The 19,365-nt window shown below is 50.3% G+C and carries 16 protein-coding genes; 2 read left to right on the top strand and 14 right to left on the bottom strand.

Translation table 11 applies throughout. From position 1 onward, the window contains the following. Together AC506A_RS26295 and AC506A_RS26290 are read right to left on the bottom strand one after the other, a co-directional pair. A partial coding sequence (locus AC506A_RS26295; protein ID WP_495463956.1) for an immunoglobulin-like domain-containing protein occupies positions 1 to 3,598 on the bottom strand: 3,598 nt, incomplete at its 3' end. A gap of 282 nt (positions 3,599 to 3,880) precedes the next feature. Next, on the bottom strand, positions 3,881 to 5,278 hold the full coding sequence (locus tag AC506A_RS26290) for an MFS transporter (protein ID WP_495463955.1): 1,398 nt from the start codon (positions 5,276 to 5,278) through the stop codon (positions 3,881 to 3,883). Positions 5,279 to 5,409: 131 nt separating this feature from the next. Here AC506A_RS26290 and AC506A_RS26285 point away from each other — a divergent pair, with 131 nt between their 5' ends. After that, a complete protein-coding gene (locus tag AC506A_RS26285; protein ID WP_495463954.1) occupies positions 5,410 to 6,771 on the top strand; it encodes a GH1 family beta-glucosidase in 1,362 nt (453 codons plus the stop codon). A 431-nt stretch (positions 6,772 to 7,202) separates the two neighbouring features. On the opposite strand, the gene AC506A_RS26280 is transcribed toward AC506A_RS26285, so the two are convergent. The 12 genes from AC506A_RS26280 to AC506A_RS26225 all read right to left on the bottom strand — a co-directional run bounded on the left by AC506A_RS26280 (position 7,203) and on the right by AC506A_RS26225 (position 18,665). After that, positions 7,203 to 8,057 (bottom strand): metallophosphoesterase family protein, encoded by an 855-nt coding sequence (locus tag AC506A_RS26280; RefSeq protein WP_495463953.1) that lies wholly within the window; start codon positions 8,055 to 8,057, stop codon positions 7,203 to 7,205. Positions 8,058 to 8,203: 146 nt separating this feature from the next. After that, a complete protein-coding gene (locus AC506A_RS26275) occupies positions 8,204 to 8,461 on the bottom strand; it encodes a hypothetical protein (RefSeq protein ID WP_495463952.1) in 258 nt (85 codons plus the stop codon). 287 nt (positions 8,462 to 8,748) lie between these two features. Then, positions 8,749 to 9,489, bottom strand: a complete 741-nt coding sequence (locus AC506A_RS26270; RefSeq protein WP_495463951.1) for a glycerophosphodiester phosphodiesterase — start codon at positions 9,487 to 9,489, stop codon at positions 8,749 to 8,751. A gap of 30 nt (positions 9,490 to 9,519) precedes the next feature. Next, positions 9,520 to 10,350, bottom strand: a complete 831-nt coding sequence (locus tag AC506A_RS26265; protein WP_495463967.1) for a carbohydrate ABC transporter permease — start codon at positions 10,348 to 10,350, stop codon at positions 9,520 to 9,522. Positions 10,351 to 10,458: 108 nt separating this feature from the next. Then, positions 10,459 to 11,331 (bottom strand): carbohydrate ABC transporter permease, encoded by an 873-nt coding sequence (locus AC506A_RS26260; protein WP_495463950.1) that lies wholly within the window; start codon positions 11,329 to 11,331, stop codon positions 10,459 to 10,461. A 1-nt stretch (position 11,332) separates the two neighbouring features. Beyond that, positions 11,333 to 12,403 carry an ABC transporter ATP-binding protein gene (locus AC506A_RS26255; RefSeq protein WP_495463949.1) on the bottom strand — a complete coding sequence of 357 codons (1,071 nt, stop codon included), beginning with the start codon at positions 12,401 to 12,403 and terminating at the stop codon, positions 11,333 to 11,335. Next, positions 12,357 to 13,274, bottom strand: a complete 918-nt coding sequence (locus AC506A_RS26250) for an HAD family hydrolase (protein WP_495463948.1) — start codon at positions 13,272 to 13,274, stop codon at positions 12,357 to 12,359. Before AC506A_RS26250 ends, AC506A_RS26255 begins: the two co-directional genes overlap by 47 nt. Positions 13,275 to 13,382: 108 nt before the next feature. Beyond that, entirely contained in the window at positions 13,383 to 14,738 is a 1,356-nt protein-coding gene (locus AC506A_RS26245; protein WP_495463947.1) for an ABC transporter substrate-binding protein, read from the bottom strand. Positions 14,739 to 14,947: 209 nt separating this feature from the next. Further along, on the bottom strand, positions 14,948 to 15,607 hold the full coding sequence (locus AC506A_RS26240) for a glycerol-3-phosphate responsive antiterminator (protein ID WP_495463946.1): 660 nt from the start codon (positions 15,605 to 15,607) through the stop codon (positions 14,948 to 14,950). Continuing rightward, positions 15,607 to 16,464: a metallophosphoesterase family protein gene (locus tag AC506A_RS26235; protein WP_495463945.1), complete on the bottom strand. Its 858-nt coding sequence runs from the start codon at positions 16,462 to 16,464 to the stop codon at positions 15,607 to 15,609. Before AC506A_RS26235 ends, AC506A_RS26240 begins: the two co-directional genes overlap by 1 nt. 169 nt (positions 16,465 to 16,633) lie before the next feature. Continuing rightward, complete coding sequence (locus AC506A_RS26230; RefSeq protein ID WP_495463944.1) at positions 16,634 to 17,638, bottom strand: hypothetical protein; 1,005 nt, start codon at positions 17,636 to 17,638, stop codon at positions 16,634 to 16,636. Between the two features lie 13 nt (positions 17,639 to 17,651). Then, on the bottom strand, positions 17,652 to 18,665 hold the full coding sequence (locus AC506A_RS26225; protein WP_495463943.1) for a hypothetical protein: 1,014 nt from the start codon (positions 18,663 to 18,665) through the stop codon (positions 17,652 to 17,654). Between the two features lie 247 nt (positions 18,666 to 18,912). Between AC506A_RS26225 and AC506A_RS26220 the strand changes: the two genes are divergently transcribed. Continuing rightward, positions 18,913 to 19,332 carry a hypothetical protein gene (locus AC506A_RS26220; protein ID WP_495463942.1) on the top strand — a complete coding sequence of 140 codons (420 nt, stop codon included), beginning with the start codon at positions 18,913 to 18,915 and terminating at the stop codon, positions 19,330 to 19,332. Positions 19,333 to 19,365: the final 33 nt, after the last annotated feature.

The raw sequence follows: 19,365 nt of genomic DNA, 5'->3' as shown, positions 1-19,365 counted from the left end.
CATCGGACGACCATGCTACTGTCGTTCCGCTTAACCCTGTTGCTGGCAACGTTACGTCTTGCGTGACGCTTGAAGCCAAATCATCCTCACCGTAACCGACCGCCAATGCCGTCTTCGCTTCGGTGACCGCTTCTAAATCCGTCTGCGCTAGCTTCTGTACGGTCAATATGAACGTTTTTGACTGGCTTTCTCCACCTTTGGTGATCGTCGCAGTAAGCGTTACTGTCGCATTGCCCGACCCGAATACTGGACGCGTTACTGCACCTGTGGCCGCATTAATTGCAGCATCATCGGACGACCATGCTACTGTCGTTCCGCTTAACCCTGTTGCTGGCAACGTTACGTCTTGCGTGACGCTTGAAGCCAAATCATCCTCACCGTAACCGACCGCCAATGCCGCCTTCGCTTCGGTGACCGCTTCTAAATCCGTCTGCGCTAGCTTCTGTACGGTCAATATGAACGTTTTTGACTGGCTTTCTCCACCTTTGGTGATCGTCGCCGTAAGCGTTACCGTCGCATTGCCAGCTCCGTATATTGGACGCATTACCGCACCTGTCGTTGCATCAATTGCTGCATCATTGGATGACCACGCAACTGTCGTGCCATGCAGCCCTGTTGTTGGAAGCGTTACTGCTCCCGTTACGCTTGCAGCTGTATCAACGCCACCATAACTGACTTCTAATGCCGCCTTTGCTGTGGTTACCGCTTGCGTATCAGTTGGCGCCTGCTCCAGTACGGACAGTGTGAACGTTTTCGTCTGGCTGAACACACTTTTGCTGATCGTCGCGGTTAGCGTTACCGTTGCATTGCCCGATCCGAACGCTGGACGCGTTACCACGCCTGTCGCCCCGATAGTTGCTGGAACGCTAGAAGACCATGTAACTGTCGTTCCGTTCAGCCCTGTTGTTGGCAGCAGTAACGCTTGCGTTACGCTTGAAGCGGAATCGATGCCGCCATAACCAATTGCCAGCGCCGTTTTTGCTGCGCTTACGGTATCTTTCGTTACGCTAACCGTCAGCGTTCCGGAAACATTGCCTACCGGATCCGTGACAACAACGGCAATGCTGTTGGCTCCCTCCGCCAGTTTCGCGAGGTCGATCGGCAATGTCGCTTTATCGCCTGCAGCCAAGACGCTCGCTCCGGATTGAAGGACGTTCGTGCCGCCAACTTTCGCTGTTACTGCGGCTCCGGTTTCTGCATTCACAATCATGTTGAAGTTAGCGGTCTGAGTGGTTCCCACTTTGTCAGCCGTTCCATCTTCTGTCGCGGCTGCAGGTGCTATCGTATCCTTCGTTACGGTAACCGTAAAATCTTCGGAAAAGTTGCTCGACGCATCTTTTAAAGCAATCACGATCTGATTGTTGCCTTCCGACAGACTATCAATCTCAATCGGAAGCGTCGCTTTCCCACTACCTACCGTTACTCCAGTACCGGCTTGCGTTTGCAATACGTTCACGCCGCCAACTTTCGCTGTGGCCTTTGGCCCGTTTTGGGCAGTTACGACGATATTAAAATCCACTCTCTGCGTTGTACCCGCTTTATTAGCCGTGCCATCCTCTGTCGGTGTCTTATAAATGGTCACTACGCCGGATGCTGCCGATTGGGATCCATCCTTATAGGTCACGGTATCCCCGATCGCTTTGACTTTGACCGTATAATTGCCCGCTCCTGCAGCACGCATAGCTGCTAAGACATTTGTAGTTGTGCTGCCAGCGGCTACCGAGACTGGGCTTCCCCAGACAGATCCGTTACGGTACAGCTGCACTTCATAACTAACCGCTCCGGTCACAGTACCCCAAGATGCTCTCCCATCCGGGGCAAGCTGTACGCCTGTAACCTGCGAAAGCTCAGGAGCTGTGTTAATTACATTGACGGCTGTCCTCCAGAATGAGCCGCCAATATTTAAGTGCAAGGAGATGGTCTGCCAACCGAGAGGCAATTGGGACAAAAATGACTTTTTAATCGTCACCGTGTTGCCTGATACGCTGTAATCGGTTCCTTCTACCAAAGCGTTGGCATAATTGCTGACGCTGACCTTTCTCAAAGTGGTGCTCGAAGGAAACGATATCGGAATGTCCGTTTGATTGGCACTCAGCTTGTCAAATTTCGTTATCGAAGGAACTACATCAGTGCTTGTTGTCCAATTGACTCCACTATCCGTTGACTTAAGGAGATACCCCGAGTCTCCAACAGCATAAAATGTCCCCGCCTCAGAGGTACCAAACCATAGCTGATTATAGTCAGGATCGATCCTCTGCGTCCAGCTTGTACTGCCATTTCCCAACCTATAAATGGATCCATACTCACCAACCGCTATGAATACGGCATTTGCAAAAAAGATTGATATAAAACCGTCCTCTGAAATAGAGTTTACGTTCCAAGCGATTGCGTCATCTGATACGAGAACTGTGCCTGGATAATCGCTCACCGCTATATATTTACCCATTCCGGTAGCAATAGACGTCAGTGCAGGAACTCGCTGCGGCAAAACAGCAGACGTCCAATTCACATAATCAGTAGAATATTTCATAAATCCGTCGTTACCGTGTTTCCCAACTGCTATGTATTTTGTACCGTTGTATAGAACGCTTGAGACCACGCCGCCGTAAGCGTAATCCCAACTAGACCCGTTGGTTGATACGACTATGCCATCGTTGCCGAGCTGCATGTAGATCCCGTTCGCGTAGAACGCATTTCCCGCAGTCATCGTAGTGCTTTTGGTGGATTGTTGCGAGAAGATCAAGCCATCTGTTTTGGGAGACGTAAAGACTCCGCCATAGGATGTCCCGTCGTATCCGAACAAATAATAGTTGGTGCCATCATAGAGACCACCGTATATTTGAATAGGTGTGCTTCCGGATGAAGTTTTGAATGGAGCTCCCAATTTGGACCAGTTAGTCCCGTCAGTAGATGTATAAGTCCATCCTAAGCCGTCGTTAGCATAGAAACGGTTATTTAGCCCTAGAACGGAATTGATAAAGTAAGAATCATCCAGTTTCTTCGGCGACCAACTAGCTCCATCTATCGAAGTATGTACGTACCCCTTATTATCCCCAATTACAATTGCAGTTCCGTTGAACCCGATTGAGGTAAGATCATTGCTCGTCCCTATAGAAGTCGAGGCCCACGTAACGCCATCGGACGACTTTAGCAAAGTGCCTGTGCTGGTCACAGCATAAAATTTATTGCCAGAGCCCAGTGTAACGTAAATGACTCTTGTAATCCTGCTCGTGACAGTAGAGTCTTGCTGCGTCCAAACCGCACCATCCGGCGACGTCATGACCGTGCCGTCGTACCCAACGGCAACGAATACGTTATTGCCAAAAGCAACACCTGTATAGGTAGTATCAAGACGCGTTTTATCTGCGGCAATTTGCCAATCAAGCCCATTCGCAGACGTCAGGATTTTGCCGTAATAGCCTACTGCAACATAGACCCCATTTCCATATGCGGCACCGTTTATTTGCTCGTTAGGAATGGAGCTGGTCAAAGGACCGGACGATGCGGCGGAAACGACTGACTTTTGCTGAAAAAACACGCCAAAAGCAAGTATAAAACAAATGATTATGATTACGGATCTTGAAAGATTTCTTCTCACTAGTGCACCCCTATTAACGATTAGTTTGAACCGATAATTAAAACAGTTAGTTACCTGCTAATTGCTAGTAACAAGGATCCTATCACGACCTTCCATTTTCCCTATATATTCAAGCATCCCTATTAACATAGACCAAGAGACACGCTCGCTTCACGCTAGTACAATAGCATCACTATTATATCTTATAAAGCTACCTTTCTAGTCATATTTTGTCGAAAATAAAACATTTTTTTGTTAAACTATCATCTCAAATAAAAACCTCCCCAAACGGGGAGGTTTTGTCTATGAAAGCTCCATTTGCCTATTTTTCGAAAACTCCGAGAGCTCCAGTTCTTTCTTCTTGTTAATCGGGGAAAGCAACAACGGAATGATGCCCAGCAGTATGAACGCGAACGGCAGTACGCCCGCGCCGATTTGGATACCTAGCAAAGCATGAGCGCTCTGCACATCCGAGCCTGCCTGGAAACCGAAATAGCTGATGGTGCCCATGAAGAGCGACGCTTGAATGCCGGACATTGGGATGGTCAGAAGCGCGTTCAACCCGGTGAACATGCCTGCTTTTCGCAGACCAGTGCGCTGCTCATCCTCGTCGATGATAGCGCCGAGCATGGGACTATTAGCAATGCTAACGGCTTGGGTGAACACATACATGATGATATAGGCCGCAATGGCTTGGTAGTAATTTTGGACAAAAGCCAGTAACAGAAAACCGCACGCACTTGGAACAAGCGCCATGAGCATGGCATTTTTCATCCCTCGCTTCTTAATAAACTTGCCCAGAAACGGTGCCGCCGCGAACAAAGAAAGTCCCATCAGCACATCCATCAGGGTCGCCTGTATGCCCTGCAGCTGCAACACGTAATCCGACATATACAGAAAGGGAGTAAAGTAGAAGGCGCTTGGACCGCCGACCAGGATTTGTACGAGAACGAAGGTCACGAATGCTCTAGACTTAGCAGCCTCTCTTACATTGTCAAACACATCGCCGAAGACGCCTTTTCTTCCCGCAATCTGGACGTTTTCCTTTACATACATCTCCTCCGTGTCTTTCAAAGGCCTTAGCGCAACCAAATAGAGAATGGAGTTTAGCGCCAGAACCGCACAGAACAGAATGGTCGTTAACGTTTTGTCGCTGTTGCCTACCAGAAGCAGTGTCGGGATTACCGTACCCAGAAAGCCTCCGATGTTTGCAATATAACTGGTAAATACGGACACATCCACTCGCTCCTCGCTCGTCTTGGCAGCAAGCAGCTTGTAGTTGGCGTGCGCGATACTAAAGGTGGTCATCGACGTATCGTAAATGAAAAGCAAGATCAGCATAAAGGCGAAAATAACCCATTGGCTCCAGGAGGGCTGCGCGAAGATCATCGCAAAAGACGCCACTAGCGTAACGGGTGCGCTTAACCGCATTACATAGACATATTTGCCACGCTGTTTGTTGTACTTCAATCTGTCCAGCCACACGCCAATTGCCGGGTCATTGATCGCATTCCAGATTCCGAAAATCGCATACAGGATCCCGATATACTTTGGATTCAGTCCGATAATGTCCGTATAGTACTTCAGAAATGCATTGTGAATTAGTACCGTACTCAGATTGCCGGGCATCGTTGGGAAGGAGATCATGAACTTCTGCCATCCCGTCAGCCTGCGTGAGTTATTGTCGTCGATTGCACGCATCGAATGCCTCCTAGATCGATCTCGAACAAGCTTTGATAGACAGTATTATATATTTGTCGACAAATTATTGAAAGCGTTTTCTTATAGATGATATAATAAGCTACCAATCCTGATAGAGAAGCGGTGCGACGATGTCGATTCAATTTAAAAAGGACTTTATATTCGGAACTTCCACGGCTGCTTATCAGATTGAAGGCGGCTGGAACGAGGACGGCAAGGGGTTGTCGATCTGGGATGTATTTTCGCATACCAAAGGGAAGATTCGCGACGGCAGTAACGGAGATGTGACTTGCAATACGTATCATGATTTCCAGACCGATATCGACTTGATGAGCAGTTTGAAAATGGATGCATACCGCTTCTCCGTGAGCTGGTCGAGGGTGCTGCCGGAAGGAAGAGGTGCGGTCAATCAGAAGGGGTTGGATTATTACGATCGCTTAGTGGACGCCCTGCTTGAGAAGGGGATCCGGCCCTTTGTCACGCTCTTCCATTGGGACACGCCTTATGCGCTGTTCCAACAATACAAAGGGTTCGCCGGCAGAGAGACGGCCCAGTACTTCGGAGAATATTCAAGGCTGGTCGCCCGGAGACTCGGTGACCGCGTCAAAGACTGGATCACGCTGAACGAACCCTGGGAGCACGCGATGTTTGGACACTTCCTCGGCGAGCACGCACCGGGCATCAAGAATCCGTGGACGTACTTCAAGGTCGCACATCACCAGCTTCTGGGTCACGGCCTAGCGGTGCAGGCGATGCGGAGCGAACGAAATGATTTGAATATCGGCGTTACGCTGAGTCAATTCCCAGTCTACCCGGCGAGCTTTGAGCCAAGTGCCAAGGAACTGGATTCAGTCGAAATGGCGGATATGTTCGTCAACCGGTTCTACCTGGACGGCGTGTATAAAGGAAAATACCCCGAGAAACTATTCTCGCAGCTATGGCCGATCGTGCCGAAGATTGCGCCGGGAGATATGGAAACGATCCGTCAGCCCATAGATTTTCTCGGTGTCAATTATTACACCCGCATGTACGCCACAAGAAAGTGGTATATTCCCTTCTTGAAGACCTGGGTTGACCGGAATCCATCCGACGAGCGGTACGGTCATCCCGAACTCGGCGCGCATGCGTTTCCTGATGGGATGAAAGAGCTGGCCAAGCGATACCGGGAAGAATACGGGAACCCTGTCGTCTACATTACCGAGAACGGGACGACCGAACCGGGCGACAACTTGGAGGAAACGACGCGTATCGATGACAAGTACCGCATCAAATATATGTCCCACTATTTGCAAGCATTAAAGGAAGCGATCGATGAGGGTTCCGATATCCGGGGCTATTTCCATTGGGCGACGTTGGACAACTTTGAATGGAGTTCCGGCTTATCCTGCCCGATGGGCATCATTAAGGTGGACCACAAGACACAGCAGCGGACCGTCCGCGACAGCGGTTATTGGCTGCGGGATCTGATCGCGCAGCAAGTGAGCAGGCGTTAATGCTGTAAGACGCAGAAAAGACACGGAAGAACGATTCCGTGTCTTCAGGCTGTCGATAAAGTCTCCGCAGCCGTTTCTCATCTATTGGTATAACACATCTCCGCGTTCATTTCGTACAAAACTCATCTCGCACTCCTCATCTTGAATGCCGCGAAAATCTAACGAACCGTAGGGGCGTTATTAGGCCGAATTTCGGGGTTTCGAAATTCTAACGAACCGTGGAGTTCTTATTTGGGGATAATCGGCTCCCATATAAGCCAAAACCGTCAAATAGTGCCCCTACGGTTCGTTAGAAATATTTCGGTGCCGTGAATGGGCTAATAAGCGCTGTACGGTTCGTTAGCGCATTCCGAACCGCTCTTTAGAGAGCAGTTAGACACGGAAGAACAATTCCGTGTCTTTCACATCGGCTATTCTTGGCTCCCGCAACCTTATTGCGACTGCGCCGCTGTCGATGTCCGCAAGGAAATCACATAGTGTCGGTCTGCATATTGTCCGCGGGCATCTGGATTCGGGTCAAAGAACGGCATATACTTGTGCATTAGTTCTGCATGTTCTATCATGCCTTCGTCCATCACATCCACCGCGGAGATTCGGATGAGCTCCTGCTCCTCTTCCAGCTCCACGATCCGGAAGCCGGGCAGATCGAGACAGGCAGCCAGCTGCACGAACGTCCAATTTTCCTGAGAAACGATGGATTCCACATGCGTGTGGCCGTTGAAATAGACACCGGTCCCTTGTTTCCGATTCAGAATGCGCCACATGTCGATGCTCGGATGAATCGATTCTTTATCCATCTCCGATCGTGCTGTGGTCCGATAAACGGGGTGATGACCGAAGACGAGCAGCGGCTTCGAGCCCGACTTCTCCACACAAGCCTCCAGCCAGCGCAGCTGCTCAGCGTCCAGCCAACCGCTCCAGTCGGCGATGTCCAACTCTCTGGCCGTGTCCAGAAACACCAGCATCGCTGCATCCGTATCTATGGCATGATAGCGCTGCTGCCCCGTGATCTCCAGCACCTCCGCACGTGTCTGCAGTAAGAGATCATGGTTGCCCAGCACATGAATGAATCTTCGTTCCTCGCGCTGCAGCAGCGCATAAACCTCCTGCAGTTCCTCAGCTGAGCCAATATTCGTGAGATCTCCAAGCGATATATGCAAATCACCGTTCGTGTTCAGGAATCGCTCCAGTAACTTGTGGTAGAAAGCAGTCCTTGCCTCAGGCAACCCCGGAATCAAGGCATCGATCTCGTGATAATGCAAGTCACCCATCAGAATCAATTTCATTAGTTCTCTCCTCCTGGAAAAAGCTAATTTGCAACTCCTTCCCTAATGGTAAAGAGCAAGTATTGATTAGCCGTTAAATGGAGAAGAACTTTTTGTAAAAGCGAATGTGAAAGCCCCCAATCTCCGCGAGATCGAGGGCTTGTTGTTTACGTTCGGAGCTTCTTCCCCAGCATCAGGCGCAGGAGCAGCAGCAGAACAGGCAGACCAAACGCAATCGGAAGCGCGATCCGCGGCCAGTAATACTCGGCCGAGGAATTGATCATGAGCGTAGTCCGAATCTCATCTGCCGTCGGCATCGCTGCCGGGTCACGGTTCAGATCGCTGCCGGATACGATAAGCGCCTTCAGAATGGCTTCCACAATCGACGTATCCGCCAGCCCGTCCACGAACTTGGGTCTTTTCATATCTCACACCACTCATCTTGCATGCCGCGAAAATCTAACGAATCGTAGAGGCGTTATTCGGCCGAATTTCGGGGCATCGAGAATCTAACGAACCGTGGAGGTCTTATTTGAGGTTAATTGGCTCCCACAACCTCCAAATCCATCAAATAGAGCCCCTACGGTTCGTTAAAATATTTTCGGAGTCATTATTGGGCAAATAAGACCCGTACGGTTCGTTAGCGCATTCCGCCGACTACGGTATCAAACCGCCTGAGCGAAGTTTCGCGGATGCCAAAGAGCTCCACGGACTATGCCCTTACTCCGTCTCCCCGCACAATCCGCAGCACACGATCCGGATAATTCGTTGTAATCCGGATATTCGGGTACGCCTCGATAATCCGCGCCAGAAGCTCCGGCTCATCTACCGTCCAAACACCCAGATCCATCCCGAGCGCCGTCATCTCATCCACCAGCTCGCGCGTAATAAATGCATAATGCATCGACAAACCCGATGCACCTGTATAACGAAGCTGCTCCGCAAGCAGAGCCGGCTTGCCCAGGAAGATCAAAGCCGTCGCGATCGACGGATCTATCTCTTGCGCCCGCTTCATGGAATCATGATTGAAGGAAGAGAGCACGACTTGCTCCTGCATGCCATGCCGTTGTATAAGCGAGATGACCCGCTCCTCGATAAAGTCATATTCATTGGCCAGCATCTTCAGCTCCACATGCAGCTTACAGCGTCCTTTTACAAGCTCCAGTACCTCTTCAAGCGTTGGAATACGTTCCGCCGCAAAAGCAGGATCAAACTTACTCCCCGCATCCAACTGCCGCAGCTCCTCCAGCGTATAGGCTTTTACCAGCCCTGTTCCGCTTGTCGTCCGCTCCAGCGTATGATCGTGAATGACAACAGGGACTCCGTCCTTAGACAAGTGCACGTCAAGCTCAATTGACGCAATATCCGGCTCGCTCACCGCCAGCTTAAATGCCGCCATCGTATTCTCAGGTGCTTCTCCCGAACATCCGCGGTGCGCCACAATTGTAATCATCGTCTCTTCATCCTTCCCATTACTCTTATTTTATTTGACGCCGTTGTACACGAAAGCCTTGATGATCTGCCGCTGCGACAAGAAGAATACGATGAGGATCGGCACTACAAGAATCACGTTGCCGGCCATTAAAATATTCCAAGTCGCAACGCCCTCCACTTCTCGGATCTTGGCGATACCGAGCGGGAGCGTTCTTGCCGTTTCGTTCGTGGTCATGACAAGCGGCCAGAAGTAGTCGTTCCAATGCGCAATGAAGCTAAACAAGGCGAAAGTCACCAGCACCGGCTTCACGAGCGGTACCATGATTTGCACAATGACCTTCCATTCCGCTGCCTGATCCAGTCGTGCCGCTTCGATTAACTCATCCGAAATTTGCATGAATGCCTGCCGCAGCAGGAAGATGCCGAAGGCGCTGGACGCGAAGGGCAGGATTAAGCCAAGATGCGTATTGAGCAGCTTGAATGCACTGAGCTCCAGGTACACGGGCAGAAAGATCAGCTGGGCCGGAATCATCAGCGTCACCATGACGATCCCGAACAGGAAGCCTGAGCCGACGAACTTGTATCTGGCAAAAGCATACGCGGCCGGAATAATCGTCAGCATCTGCAGAATCAGAATGCCGACCGCAATGATGACGCTGTTCATGAAATAATTGAGGAAGGGACCCGTGTTCCAGGCATCCGAGTAATTCTTCCAGACCGGATCAAGCGGAATCCACTGCGGTGGGAATACCATCGTCTCGTTCAGCGTCTTCAGCGATGTGGAGAGCATCCAAATGAATGGCATTGCAAAAACCAGCACCAGTACCAGAAGGCCGATCGTATTCAATCCGCTCAGAATAGCGGATATCGCTCGTCTGATCGTCACTTCACGGCTACGTATATGGCTCAACTGGCTGCTTGGAGCAGCAGTCCCGATAGATGGGCCGCTGATCGTATTGTCTACGGCTTTCAAGAGCTTCACCTCTTCTTAACGATAATGAACGCGCTTCGACAACAGTTTGAAATAAATAATCGTAAGGACCCCGATGATGACCAGCAGGATGACGCCAGCTGCAGACGCATAGCCGATCTTGAAGAACCGGAACCCGTTCTCGTAGATGTAATAGACTAGCGTATTGGTAGAGTTGATCGGGCCGCCCTGCGTCATAATGGCGATGGTCTCGAACACTTGGAACGAACCGATCATGTTAATGATCACCAGGAAGAATATCGATGGCGACAGCATCGGCAAGATCAGCTTCCTGAAGGTCGTCCACGGCTTGGAACGATCCAGGGAGGCCGCTTCATAGATATCCGGCGGAATGCTCTGCAACCCCGCGATGAATACCAATGCGTTATAGCCGAGTCCCTTCCATACCGCTACGATGACCAGTGAGACGAGCGATGTGCTCGGATGGGACAACCACGCCAGCTTGCCGAAACCCACTAGCCCGATCACCCAGTTCAGCAGTCCATATTCGGGGTCCATCAGCCAGCTCCACAGCAGTGATATCGACACGAGCGATATGATGTGCGGACTGAAAATCGCGCCTTGGACGAAGCCGTGGAAGAAGCTTTTGCGATTCAGCCACAGGGCGAGCAGCAGCGCAATTCCGGTCGTCAACGTTACCGTCAGCAGCGTATAGATCGTCGTGTTCGTAAGCACCTGCCGGAAATCCGGCTCCGACAGCAGGTCTTTGAAATTTTGAAGACCAACGAAGGTTTTGGTCGGGCTGACAAAATTCCAATCGAACATGCTCAAGTACATCATGTAGAAGATCGGATAGATGAAGAACAAGGAAAATATGATAATCGCCGGAGCGACCATGCTATACGGACGCAGTCTTTCCCATACGCTCATATCATCTTCCTCCAGCCGTCGCCAAACGTTTGGAGCTTGCCTCCACGCCGCGCAGCCTTTCTCCGTTCAGGCCGAAATAATAGAGCTGCTCATACGGAATCGTGACCTTCACATGTGCAGCGGTCTCAAGCGGCGCAAGGAAGGTTTTGACGAAGAAGATGCCGCTGCGCGACTGGATTTGATAAATATTTTCCGCCCCAAGACTCTCACGGGTTAGAATCTCGCCTTCAATGACGTACCCTTCAACCGCTTCGGCCGCGCCAATAAGCGCTTGCTCCGGACGGAATCCAACATGGCCTACTGTGGCAGAGGACTGGATCTCCAGCTCGTGGATATCTCGGACATCCATCATGTTCATGGCCGGTGTTCCGATGAATTCCGCGGTGAATTGGTTAGCCGGGTCGTGATAGAGCTTCATTGGCGTATCCGCCTGTTGAATAACTCCTTTGTTCATGACGACGATCTCATCACCCATCGACATGGCTTCCACCTGATCATGCGTAACGTAGACGAACGTCGTGCCAAGACGTTTGTGCAGCTGAATCAGCTCGGTTCTCATCTGGTTGCGCAGCTTCGCGTCCAGATTGGACAAGGGCTCATCGAGGATGAACACCTTCGGCTGCTTCACCATAGCCCGGGCGAGTGCTACCCGTTGGCGTTGTCCGCCGGATAGGTTCTGAGGCTTCTTGTTCAGATGCGGTGCTAATCCGACAATTTCGGAGATATCCATGATCAGCTTCTCGCGCTCGCTCTTGGCAATGCCCCTGTTCTTCAGACCGAATTCAATATTGCCGCGAACGGTCATCGTCGGATATAGCGCATAATTCTGAAAAACCATTGCCACATCCCGCAGCCCCGGCGGCGTATCATTCACGCATTTATCGTCAATCCAGATCTCGCCGCTCGTCAGCTTCTCCAGCCCCGCTACCATGCGCAGCGTCGTGGATTTCCCACAGCCCGAAGGCCCGACAAGAACGGTGAACGATCCATCCTTGATGGTCAGGTTCAAATTTTCGATGACAGTCTCATCCTTGAACTTCTTGCCTATATGCTTCAGCTCGATCTTGGCCATCCGCTACATTCCTCCTTGTGATGGATTCTTGAATCGTACGCATGAGCTGCTCCAGCTCCTCCAGATGATGAAGCCGCAAATCCCAGACCTCTGGGTCACTGCTCGGATACGGAGAGATAAAACACGTTCTGCCGCCCAGCTGCTTCACCGGATGCAGATCGTTCCACGGGTTATCCCCGATCGACAGAATTTCATGTGCCTGATAACCTTGCTCAAGCAGCGCTGTGACGTAAGAATGAAGACCGTAAGGCTTATTGGCGTCGTACACGACATCTTCGAACATATGACGGATCCCCATGTAGCTCGTGAACGCGATGCCGGATTCGTGGTGGGTGTTGGTCATGAGCACTTTTTTCTCCACAGCCGCAAGTTCTTTGATGGCCTGAAACAGGTCAGTGTGGCAGATGAATTGATAGGGTGCTTCTTCGACCATCTCCTTGCGGACCCGATCGAACGCGGCTTTCAAATTGTGCTCGGGAAGCTTATATCTATGGTTGAGCACCGCTGCAATTCCCCATGGGTCACCAATATGAACGAGATACGGCGCCTGAGCGGGCACATGTCCAAATCCATGCGCTTGTTCATTGACCACTTCAATCCCTTCCCAGGTATGGCTTTTTACGAAGCGTTCTCCCTCACGAACCAACCACAAATCATCCAGCCTATGATAGAAATGTCCAAATTGGATCTCATGCTCGCCTGCCCGAATAGCTCTCCCTAAGCTAATAGCCGCCTCGGTTTCTCCTTCATGTGCCGTTCCCTCCAGCAGGTAACGGATATACCGATCCAGGTAGGTGTCTTCTTGGTAGAGCGTCCCGTCCATATCTAAAATAACCACTTTTATCGCAGACAACCAGTTGTCATTGTGCATCGATGCACCAAGCTCCCCTGCTCTTAGGATGACAAGGAGAAGACACTTGCGAGCGCAAGGCTCCTCCTTGGTTTTAACTAGCTATGAAGTGAGTGATGGGATGCAAAATTATTTGCCGAGCAGCTTATTGGCTTTCTCTGCCGCTTGATCAAGCGCTTCCTGCGGGGTAACCTTCGGATCGAGAATGGCTTTCTCGATGGCTTCTCTGATGATCTTCGCCACTTCCGGATACGCGTTCTCCATCGGGCGCGGTCTAGCGTATTGCAATTGATCTACAGCTACTTTGAACTGCGGGAACTCGGTAAAATGCGCCTTCAGCTCATCGCTCTCTACGGCAGACATACGAGTCGGCAAGTAACCGACATGCTTGTGTTGGTAGATTGTATTTTCTTTCGACGTCATCCATTTGAGGAATTCCCAAGCCGCTTGTTTCTCTTCATCGCTGATCTTCGACGTAATGACAAGCTGACAGCCGCCTGTAGGGACGCCATAGCTCTCATTGGAAGGCATGAACGCTGTTTCCATTTCGAAGCCATTGGCTTTGGCAAGCTCCAGACTTCCCGTTACGCCAGCCGTTGAAGCAAATTTGAATGCGGATAACTGATTGGCCCAGTCTTTGTCTGCCGTTGCTCCCGCTTCATCGCCCATCGGGATCTTGATCAGCTTTTCGCTGGACAGCTTCTTCCAGAACTCAACCGGTGCTACGCCTTCAGGCGAATTGAACGTGGCCGTCTTGCCGTCTTCGCTTAGCATTTTGCCGCCGCTTTGAGCAACGAGGCCCTCATAGAACCAGATATCTGCCGGCACGGTCATGCCGAGTTTGCCTTTCTTCTTCAGGACGCGGGAGTATTCTTCCAGCTCATCCCATGTCTTCGGACCGGCAGGGTCGAGTCCGGCGTCTTTGAGCATGGTTACATTTTTATAGAGAATCGGCGTGCTGCGCATGAATGGAAGGCCGTACAGCTTGCCGTCTACGTAGGCATTGCCCATCAGACCCGGGTTGAAATCATCCAGCTTCAGCTGATCCTTGTCACGCTCTGCGTAAGCCGTCAGTTCTTCCAGCATGCCGGAGTGAGCGAATACACCTGTGGATGAGATTTCAAGATCGGTTACAGCAGGCGCGTCTCCGGCTGCGAAGGCCGCTTGCACTTTAGCGTGAAGATCCTCGTAGTTGCCTTGATGCTCGGCCACGACTTCGATTTTATCCTGCGATTCATTGAAGGTCTGAACCATGTGCTGCTTGGCTTCTTCGATCTTCTCGCCGAATGCATACCAATATTTAATGACGATCTTCTCAGATGCATCTGCTTTCGCAGGCTCTGCTGCTCCGGCTGTTGTGTTGCTCGTGTTTGCGCTAGTGTTGTTGTCCGTGTTCGTGTTCGTGTCGCTCGCTCCGCATGCCGACAGCACACCTGTTGTCATCAGCATTGTTGCAAGTGTCACAGTAGTAAGCTTCTTAACCATCGTCCAATCTCCACCTTTTCTCTACCTGATTTTGTCTAATCGGAGGGGTGCAAAAAAGAAACCTTAATCCTGCCGAAGGCTATATGCCCTCAAGCGGATAAGGTTTCTCCAATACTCCAACCGATCGCTATTTACTTTTCATAATGAATGATACAGGTGTTTCGTTAACGCCAGGTTATCCGATTGCAAAGATTATATGGATTTTTATTTTAGCGGGTAAGGAGTGAAGGGGTACTGAGTGAACGGGTGCTGAGTGAAGAGCCTATGCTTTTCCATAGCGCCGGCTTTGACGTCGAGATGGCAGCGGCCCCGTGTCTTAGACATTCCTCTGCCTGCTCCGGTTCGAACAGCAAACCCCCGGTAATGATCGGAAGCGTAGTGAACGCCCTCACCTTGTCGAAAATATCAGGGATCCGTGCAGGCATGACTTCGATAATGTCCGGCTCGCTCTGAAGCAGGCTCTTCGCAATGTTGTCCAAGCCTTCGCTATCGACGAGGAAGAAACGCTGAATGGTGAGCAGCCCCATCTTCTTCGCGGTTTTCACCACATTGGTCTTCGTCGAAATAATGCCCGTCGGCTTGATGACCTTCGCTAGATAATCCAGCCCGTAATTGTCCGTGCTGAGGCCGCCGATCTTCTCCAGATGCAGGAAGACTGGGAGCTGATGTTCCTTGAACAGGTCCACATACCCTTTGATAACACCAATATGCCCGGTTAACAGGAAGACCCCGCTCATTTGGTTGCGTAAGGACAGGGCGGTCTCGATATGCCTCGGGTCCTTAATGGAAGCGATCATTCTGTGCGCGGCTAGGCGTTCCAGAAATAAGGCATGGTTCTGTGCAGCGTTCTTCGTTCTTGTCGTCTCCATTACTGCGGCTGTTCCGCTGTTGCTGTTATTGGAGACAAGGGAATGTTGTATTCACGGTCTGTGTCTAGTCCGCGAGCGTTCGGATTGTGGCCGAAATGTGAGATATGTCTGTGCAGCATTGCTGCATGCTCCATCAAGCCTCCATCGTCTGTGAGATCCGTGGTCGAGATCCGGATTTGCTCTTCCTCCAGCTCCACGATCCGAAAGGCCGGTTGATCCAAAGCTGCGGCCAGCTGCACGAACGTCCAATTGTTCTGCGCTACGATGGAATTTACATGCGTGTGCCCGTTGAAATAGACGCCTGTCCCCTGTTTCCGATTCAGAATACGCCACATGTCGATGCTGGGATGAATGGAGCCTTTGTCCTTCTCCGATCTCGTTGTGGTCTGATAAACGGGATGATGACCGAAGACAAGCAGCGGCTTCGTGCCGGATTTCTCCACACAATATTCCAACCACTGCAGCTGCTCTTCATCCATCCAGCCGCTCCAGTCGGCGGTGTTCATCTCTCTGGCCGTATCCAGAAACACCAGCGTCGCTGCGTCCGTATCGATGGCGTGATAACGCTCCTGCCCCGTTATCTCGAGCACTTGCTCGCGCGTCTGCGAGTAAAGATCATGGTTGCCCAGCACATGAATGAAATTTCGCTTCTCATGCCAAAGCAGATCATACACTTCCAGCAGCTCCGAAGGCGAGCCGAAATTCGTCAGGTCTCCAAGCGATATATGCAAATCGGCATCCGTATTCAGAAATTGCTCCAGCAGCGTCTGATAGAAAGCCGTCCTAGCCTCCGGCAGCCCCGGAATCGTGGTATCGATCTCATGGTAATGCAAGTCTCCTATTAGCAGTAATTTCATAAGTTCTCTCCTCCTGGAAAAATCCAATTTTTGAACTCTCTCCCTTATGGTAAAGAGGGAGTGTTGATTGTCGATTAATTGGAGGAGGTTTTTTTGTAAAGGTTGTGTAGTAGTTTACTGATTTACATAATAAAAGCCTGCGATCTCAGTGAGTTCGCAGGCTTCGTTTTCAGGACTCATCTTCCACTTCATTTAATTGCCGTTGTAATTCTTCCTCTCTGGCATCATCCAAGAGCTTCTGCAGCCGTTCCGAATAAGCCCATTCATAGATTCCGATGGAGGACCATCCGGTCACCTTTTGCCCCCATTTATTGAAGCTAAGCCGCTCCCCCTGGAACTCAACTTCCTTGTAATTGAGTACGGTGGCCTCGGAGTCACTGAAATTCTTTATCGTCAATACGTCTCCCTGCCTTACGATTCCCCACTCGAACAGTTTATCCATTCTGGGCAAGAAGGTTCGGCCTTGTTCAGAAGGCTCAGACCTTTTGACCTTTGAATCAGCCACTTCGACATATAGATCGTCTAATTTCGGAAGCGGCAGCACTTGCTCAACCTGAAGCAAGTATTGTGTGCCAAGCCTGTAGGGGATGAGTTTAAAGCAACTGATTGACACTTGATTGCTTACCAGCCATGCACAAGCGGATAGCGTCTGCGGGTCGAAGTCCGAAGCTACAAGTATAATCCGCTGCTTGCGGTTAAACGTTCGTTCTGCCTTATTTCCGCTTAGAAATTGTTCAATCCTCCGCTTAGCCAGCTCGTTAACCGTTAATTCGGGATTGCCGAACTTGTTCCTATTTCGTTCTATGTAAGGCACGAACAAACGGTCCACCAACTCGTCTACGGTATCCATCTTCGCATAGTTAGCGGCATAGCGGATCGCCTGAAACTCAAATGGCTCCTTCCGGGTTCGAATGTCATCAAGGTCACGCTTGATTTCTATAAGCACCAGATTGCCGTCCTGATCAACGGCGACCAGATCGCAGCGCCCTCTTTCCTTGTTGCGTACCTGCTGGCCGACGACAAGCAGCGTCTGGTCATCAGCCAATAGATCAATATTGTCACGTATGAAATCCTCAATATGCTCCTCTTTTAATCCCAGCTCGCGAAAAGTCACTTGTTCCAATTCCGTATCTGTCTTCTTCAAACCGTTATCTACTTGGATCGAGATAAGCATAGCTGGCCTCCGACTAAGCGAGTAATTGGGTGAGTTTGGTACTTAAAGAAGAGTGCGTTTCGTAAAGCGATGTAACGCCGTTATCCGTATAAGCTAGCTCAAGATCTACTTCACGGTTGATCGTGTCCACGATTTCAGCCAATGCTTCCACCATGCTATTGTATGACTCGATATAGAAAGCCCCTTCGTCCACTCCAGATACATCCTCCGCGTCCTTCCAGTAATCCGATCCGAGGCGGATCAGCTGCACATTGCCAGTGAGAGGCGTCTCCAGAACCGAGAACACGACTACTCTGTCCACACCTTTCAATACGAAACGCTCCTGGCATCGCACCGCAATCAGTTTCTCGAAGTCTTCATCCCATATATAATCTTCGACAAATTCAGGGATAGCTTCTTGCGCCTGCTCGAGCAGACCGAATAGTTCATTCAGTTCGTACATCATTTTTGTCATCTTCACGTTCACGGCCATGATCAAAGTTCCTCCCACGGGTTTTAATTTATCGGATGACTGAACTGGCTTTTCCTTGCTCGTTTTCAGTTCCTTTATTTGTGATTCGCACCGTTTCAACTCTTCGTCTATTTGCACAATGGCTAGTTCCCGCTTCTCAGGATTGTGAAAAAGTCCATTTGCATTGAGCTTGATTCCCTCTTTCAGAAGTTCGCACATCTCATGAAGATCTTTCATCAACTTGGTGCCACGTGACAGCTCAAGTAGTTCCTTATGCATCATCCGGTTTACTCTCGAATAAAACGGGAGCTGCTTCGTGCTCTCATCTGCTGCTTCCTCTTCTGATTGCAACTCTTCCAGATCGTCAATTGATTCCTCATCCAGCCGGGGTGAATAAAGCCGCAATTTCTTCCGCTCTGCAGGCGTCTTATGATTCATGATTACCTCTAGAAGTAATTCACATAGGCTCGTACAATTATCAGCCTTGTCTCGCTCCGTTTTCTGATCACTTGCACCTGCTGTTGCATCCTTCATTATTTGCACAATTCGTTTGAACGGCTTGTCATGTACGTTCATCTCCACTACCCTTTCTTTATGCCTTATATTGGAAGTTTATTCTGCTGATCGTACCATGATTTTCCTCCCTCTACAATTGCTCCTCCCCTTGTTTTCATGAGCTGCTTATTCAAGGTACCGCATCTTTACCGGAATCGATTTGCAGTTTTGCAGTTTTGAAAATAGTTTTTTTCTGCAAAAAACCGGGTCGAATGATGGGCTACAATCTATTTGTACAAACGATAACCCGACAAGGAGCGAAACAAACATGAAAACATCCGTTAAAGAGTACATCCCCGCGCTGGAGCGTTACGTATTTCAAAATCACAAACTGCACCATATCGAAGGTTCCCTCTATACTTGCAACCATCTAACCATAGAGATCCATGCGTCAGAGCCTGCTTCCAAGGACTATTTCTTCGGAACCCGCCTGCACCCTTCTGCAGACATGTGCCTGTTCGTTTGCGGCCATGAATCGGTCGTGTTCTGTCTGGAACCGGAGTTTCTGCGGCAACTGCCACTTTCCAAGCGCAAGAGCGGCGATTACAGCGTCTTCACCTTGACCGCAGAGGATCCAATGAATGGAGAAGCGCGGCTGTACTATAAGAAGGACGGCAAAGAAGTGTACCCGATCGATATTACGGAGTGGGGCGTGCCTCTGTATGAACCGATCAAAATGGGGGCTTAGATTGGGGAACTGCCAACATATTTAGTCATGGAA

The organism is Paenibacillus sp. N22P23 (assembly GCF_059383735.1).
The sequence above is the reverse complement of the archived record's forward strand: the minus strand, read 5'-3'. Positions and strand labels throughout refer to the sequence as shown.

What these genes read in the sequence shown, in the direction of transcription:
- AC506A_RS26285 (WP_495463954.1), top strand. Translation starts at nt 5,410, where the DNA reads ATGTCGATTCAATTTAAAAAGGACTTTATATTCGGAACTTCCACGGCT.
- AC506A_RS26240 (WP_495463946.1), bottom strand. Translation starts at nt 15,607, where the DNA reads ATGGAGACGACAAGAACGAAGAACGCTGCACAGAACCATGCCTTATTT.
- AC506A_RS26245 (WP_495463947.1), bottom strand. Translation starts at nt 14,738, where the DNA reads ATGGTTAAGAAGCTTACTACTGTGACACTTGCAACAATGCTGATGACA.
- AC506A_RS26250 (WP_495463948.1), bottom strand. Translation starts at nt 13,274, where the DNA reads ATGCACAATGACAACTGGTTGTCTGCGATAAAAGTGGTTATTTTAGAT.
- AC506A_RS26260 (WP_495463950.1), bottom strand. Translation starts at nt 11,331, where the DNA reads ATGAGCGTATGGGAAAGACTGCGTCCGTATAGCATGGTCGCTCCGGCG.
- AC506A_RS26225 (WP_495463943.1), bottom strand. Translation starts at nt 18,665, where the DNA reads ATGAACGTACATGACAAGCCGTTCAAACGAATTGTGCAAATAATGAAG.
- AC506A_RS26230 (WP_495463944.1), bottom strand. Translation starts at nt 17,638, where the DNA reads ATGCTTATCTCGATCCAAGTAGATAACGGTTTGAAGAAGACAGATACG.
- AC506A_RS26275 (WP_495463952.1), bottom strand. Translation starts at nt 8,461, where the DNA reads ATGAAAAGACCCAAGTTCGTGGACGGGCTGGCGGATACGTCGATTGTG.
- AC506A_RS26220 (WP_495463942.1), top strand. Translation starts at nt 18,913, where the DNA reads ATGAAAACATCCGTTAAAGAGTACATCCCCGCGCTGGAGCGTTACGTA.
- AC506A_RS26235 (WP_495463945.1), bottom strand. Translation starts at nt 16,464, where the DNA reads ATGAAATTACTGCTAATAGGAGACTTGCATTACCATGAGATCGATACC.
- AC506A_RS26290 (WP_495463955.1), bottom strand. Translation starts at nt 5,278, where the DNA reads ATGCGTGCAATCGACGACAATAACTCACGCAGGCTGACGGGATGGCAG.
- AC506A_RS26255 (WP_495463949.1), bottom strand. Translation starts at nt 12,403, where the DNA reads ATGGCCAAGATCGAGCTGAAGCATATAGGCAAGAAGTTCAAGGATGAG.
- AC506A_RS26270 (WP_495463951.1), bottom strand. Translation starts at nt 9,489, where the DNA reads ATGATTACAATTGTGGCGCACCGCGGATGTTCGGGAGAAGCACCTGAG.
- AC506A_RS26280 (WP_495463953.1), bottom strand. Translation starts at nt 8,057, where the DNA reads ATGAAATTGATTCTGATGGGTGACTTGCATTATCACGAGATCGATGCC.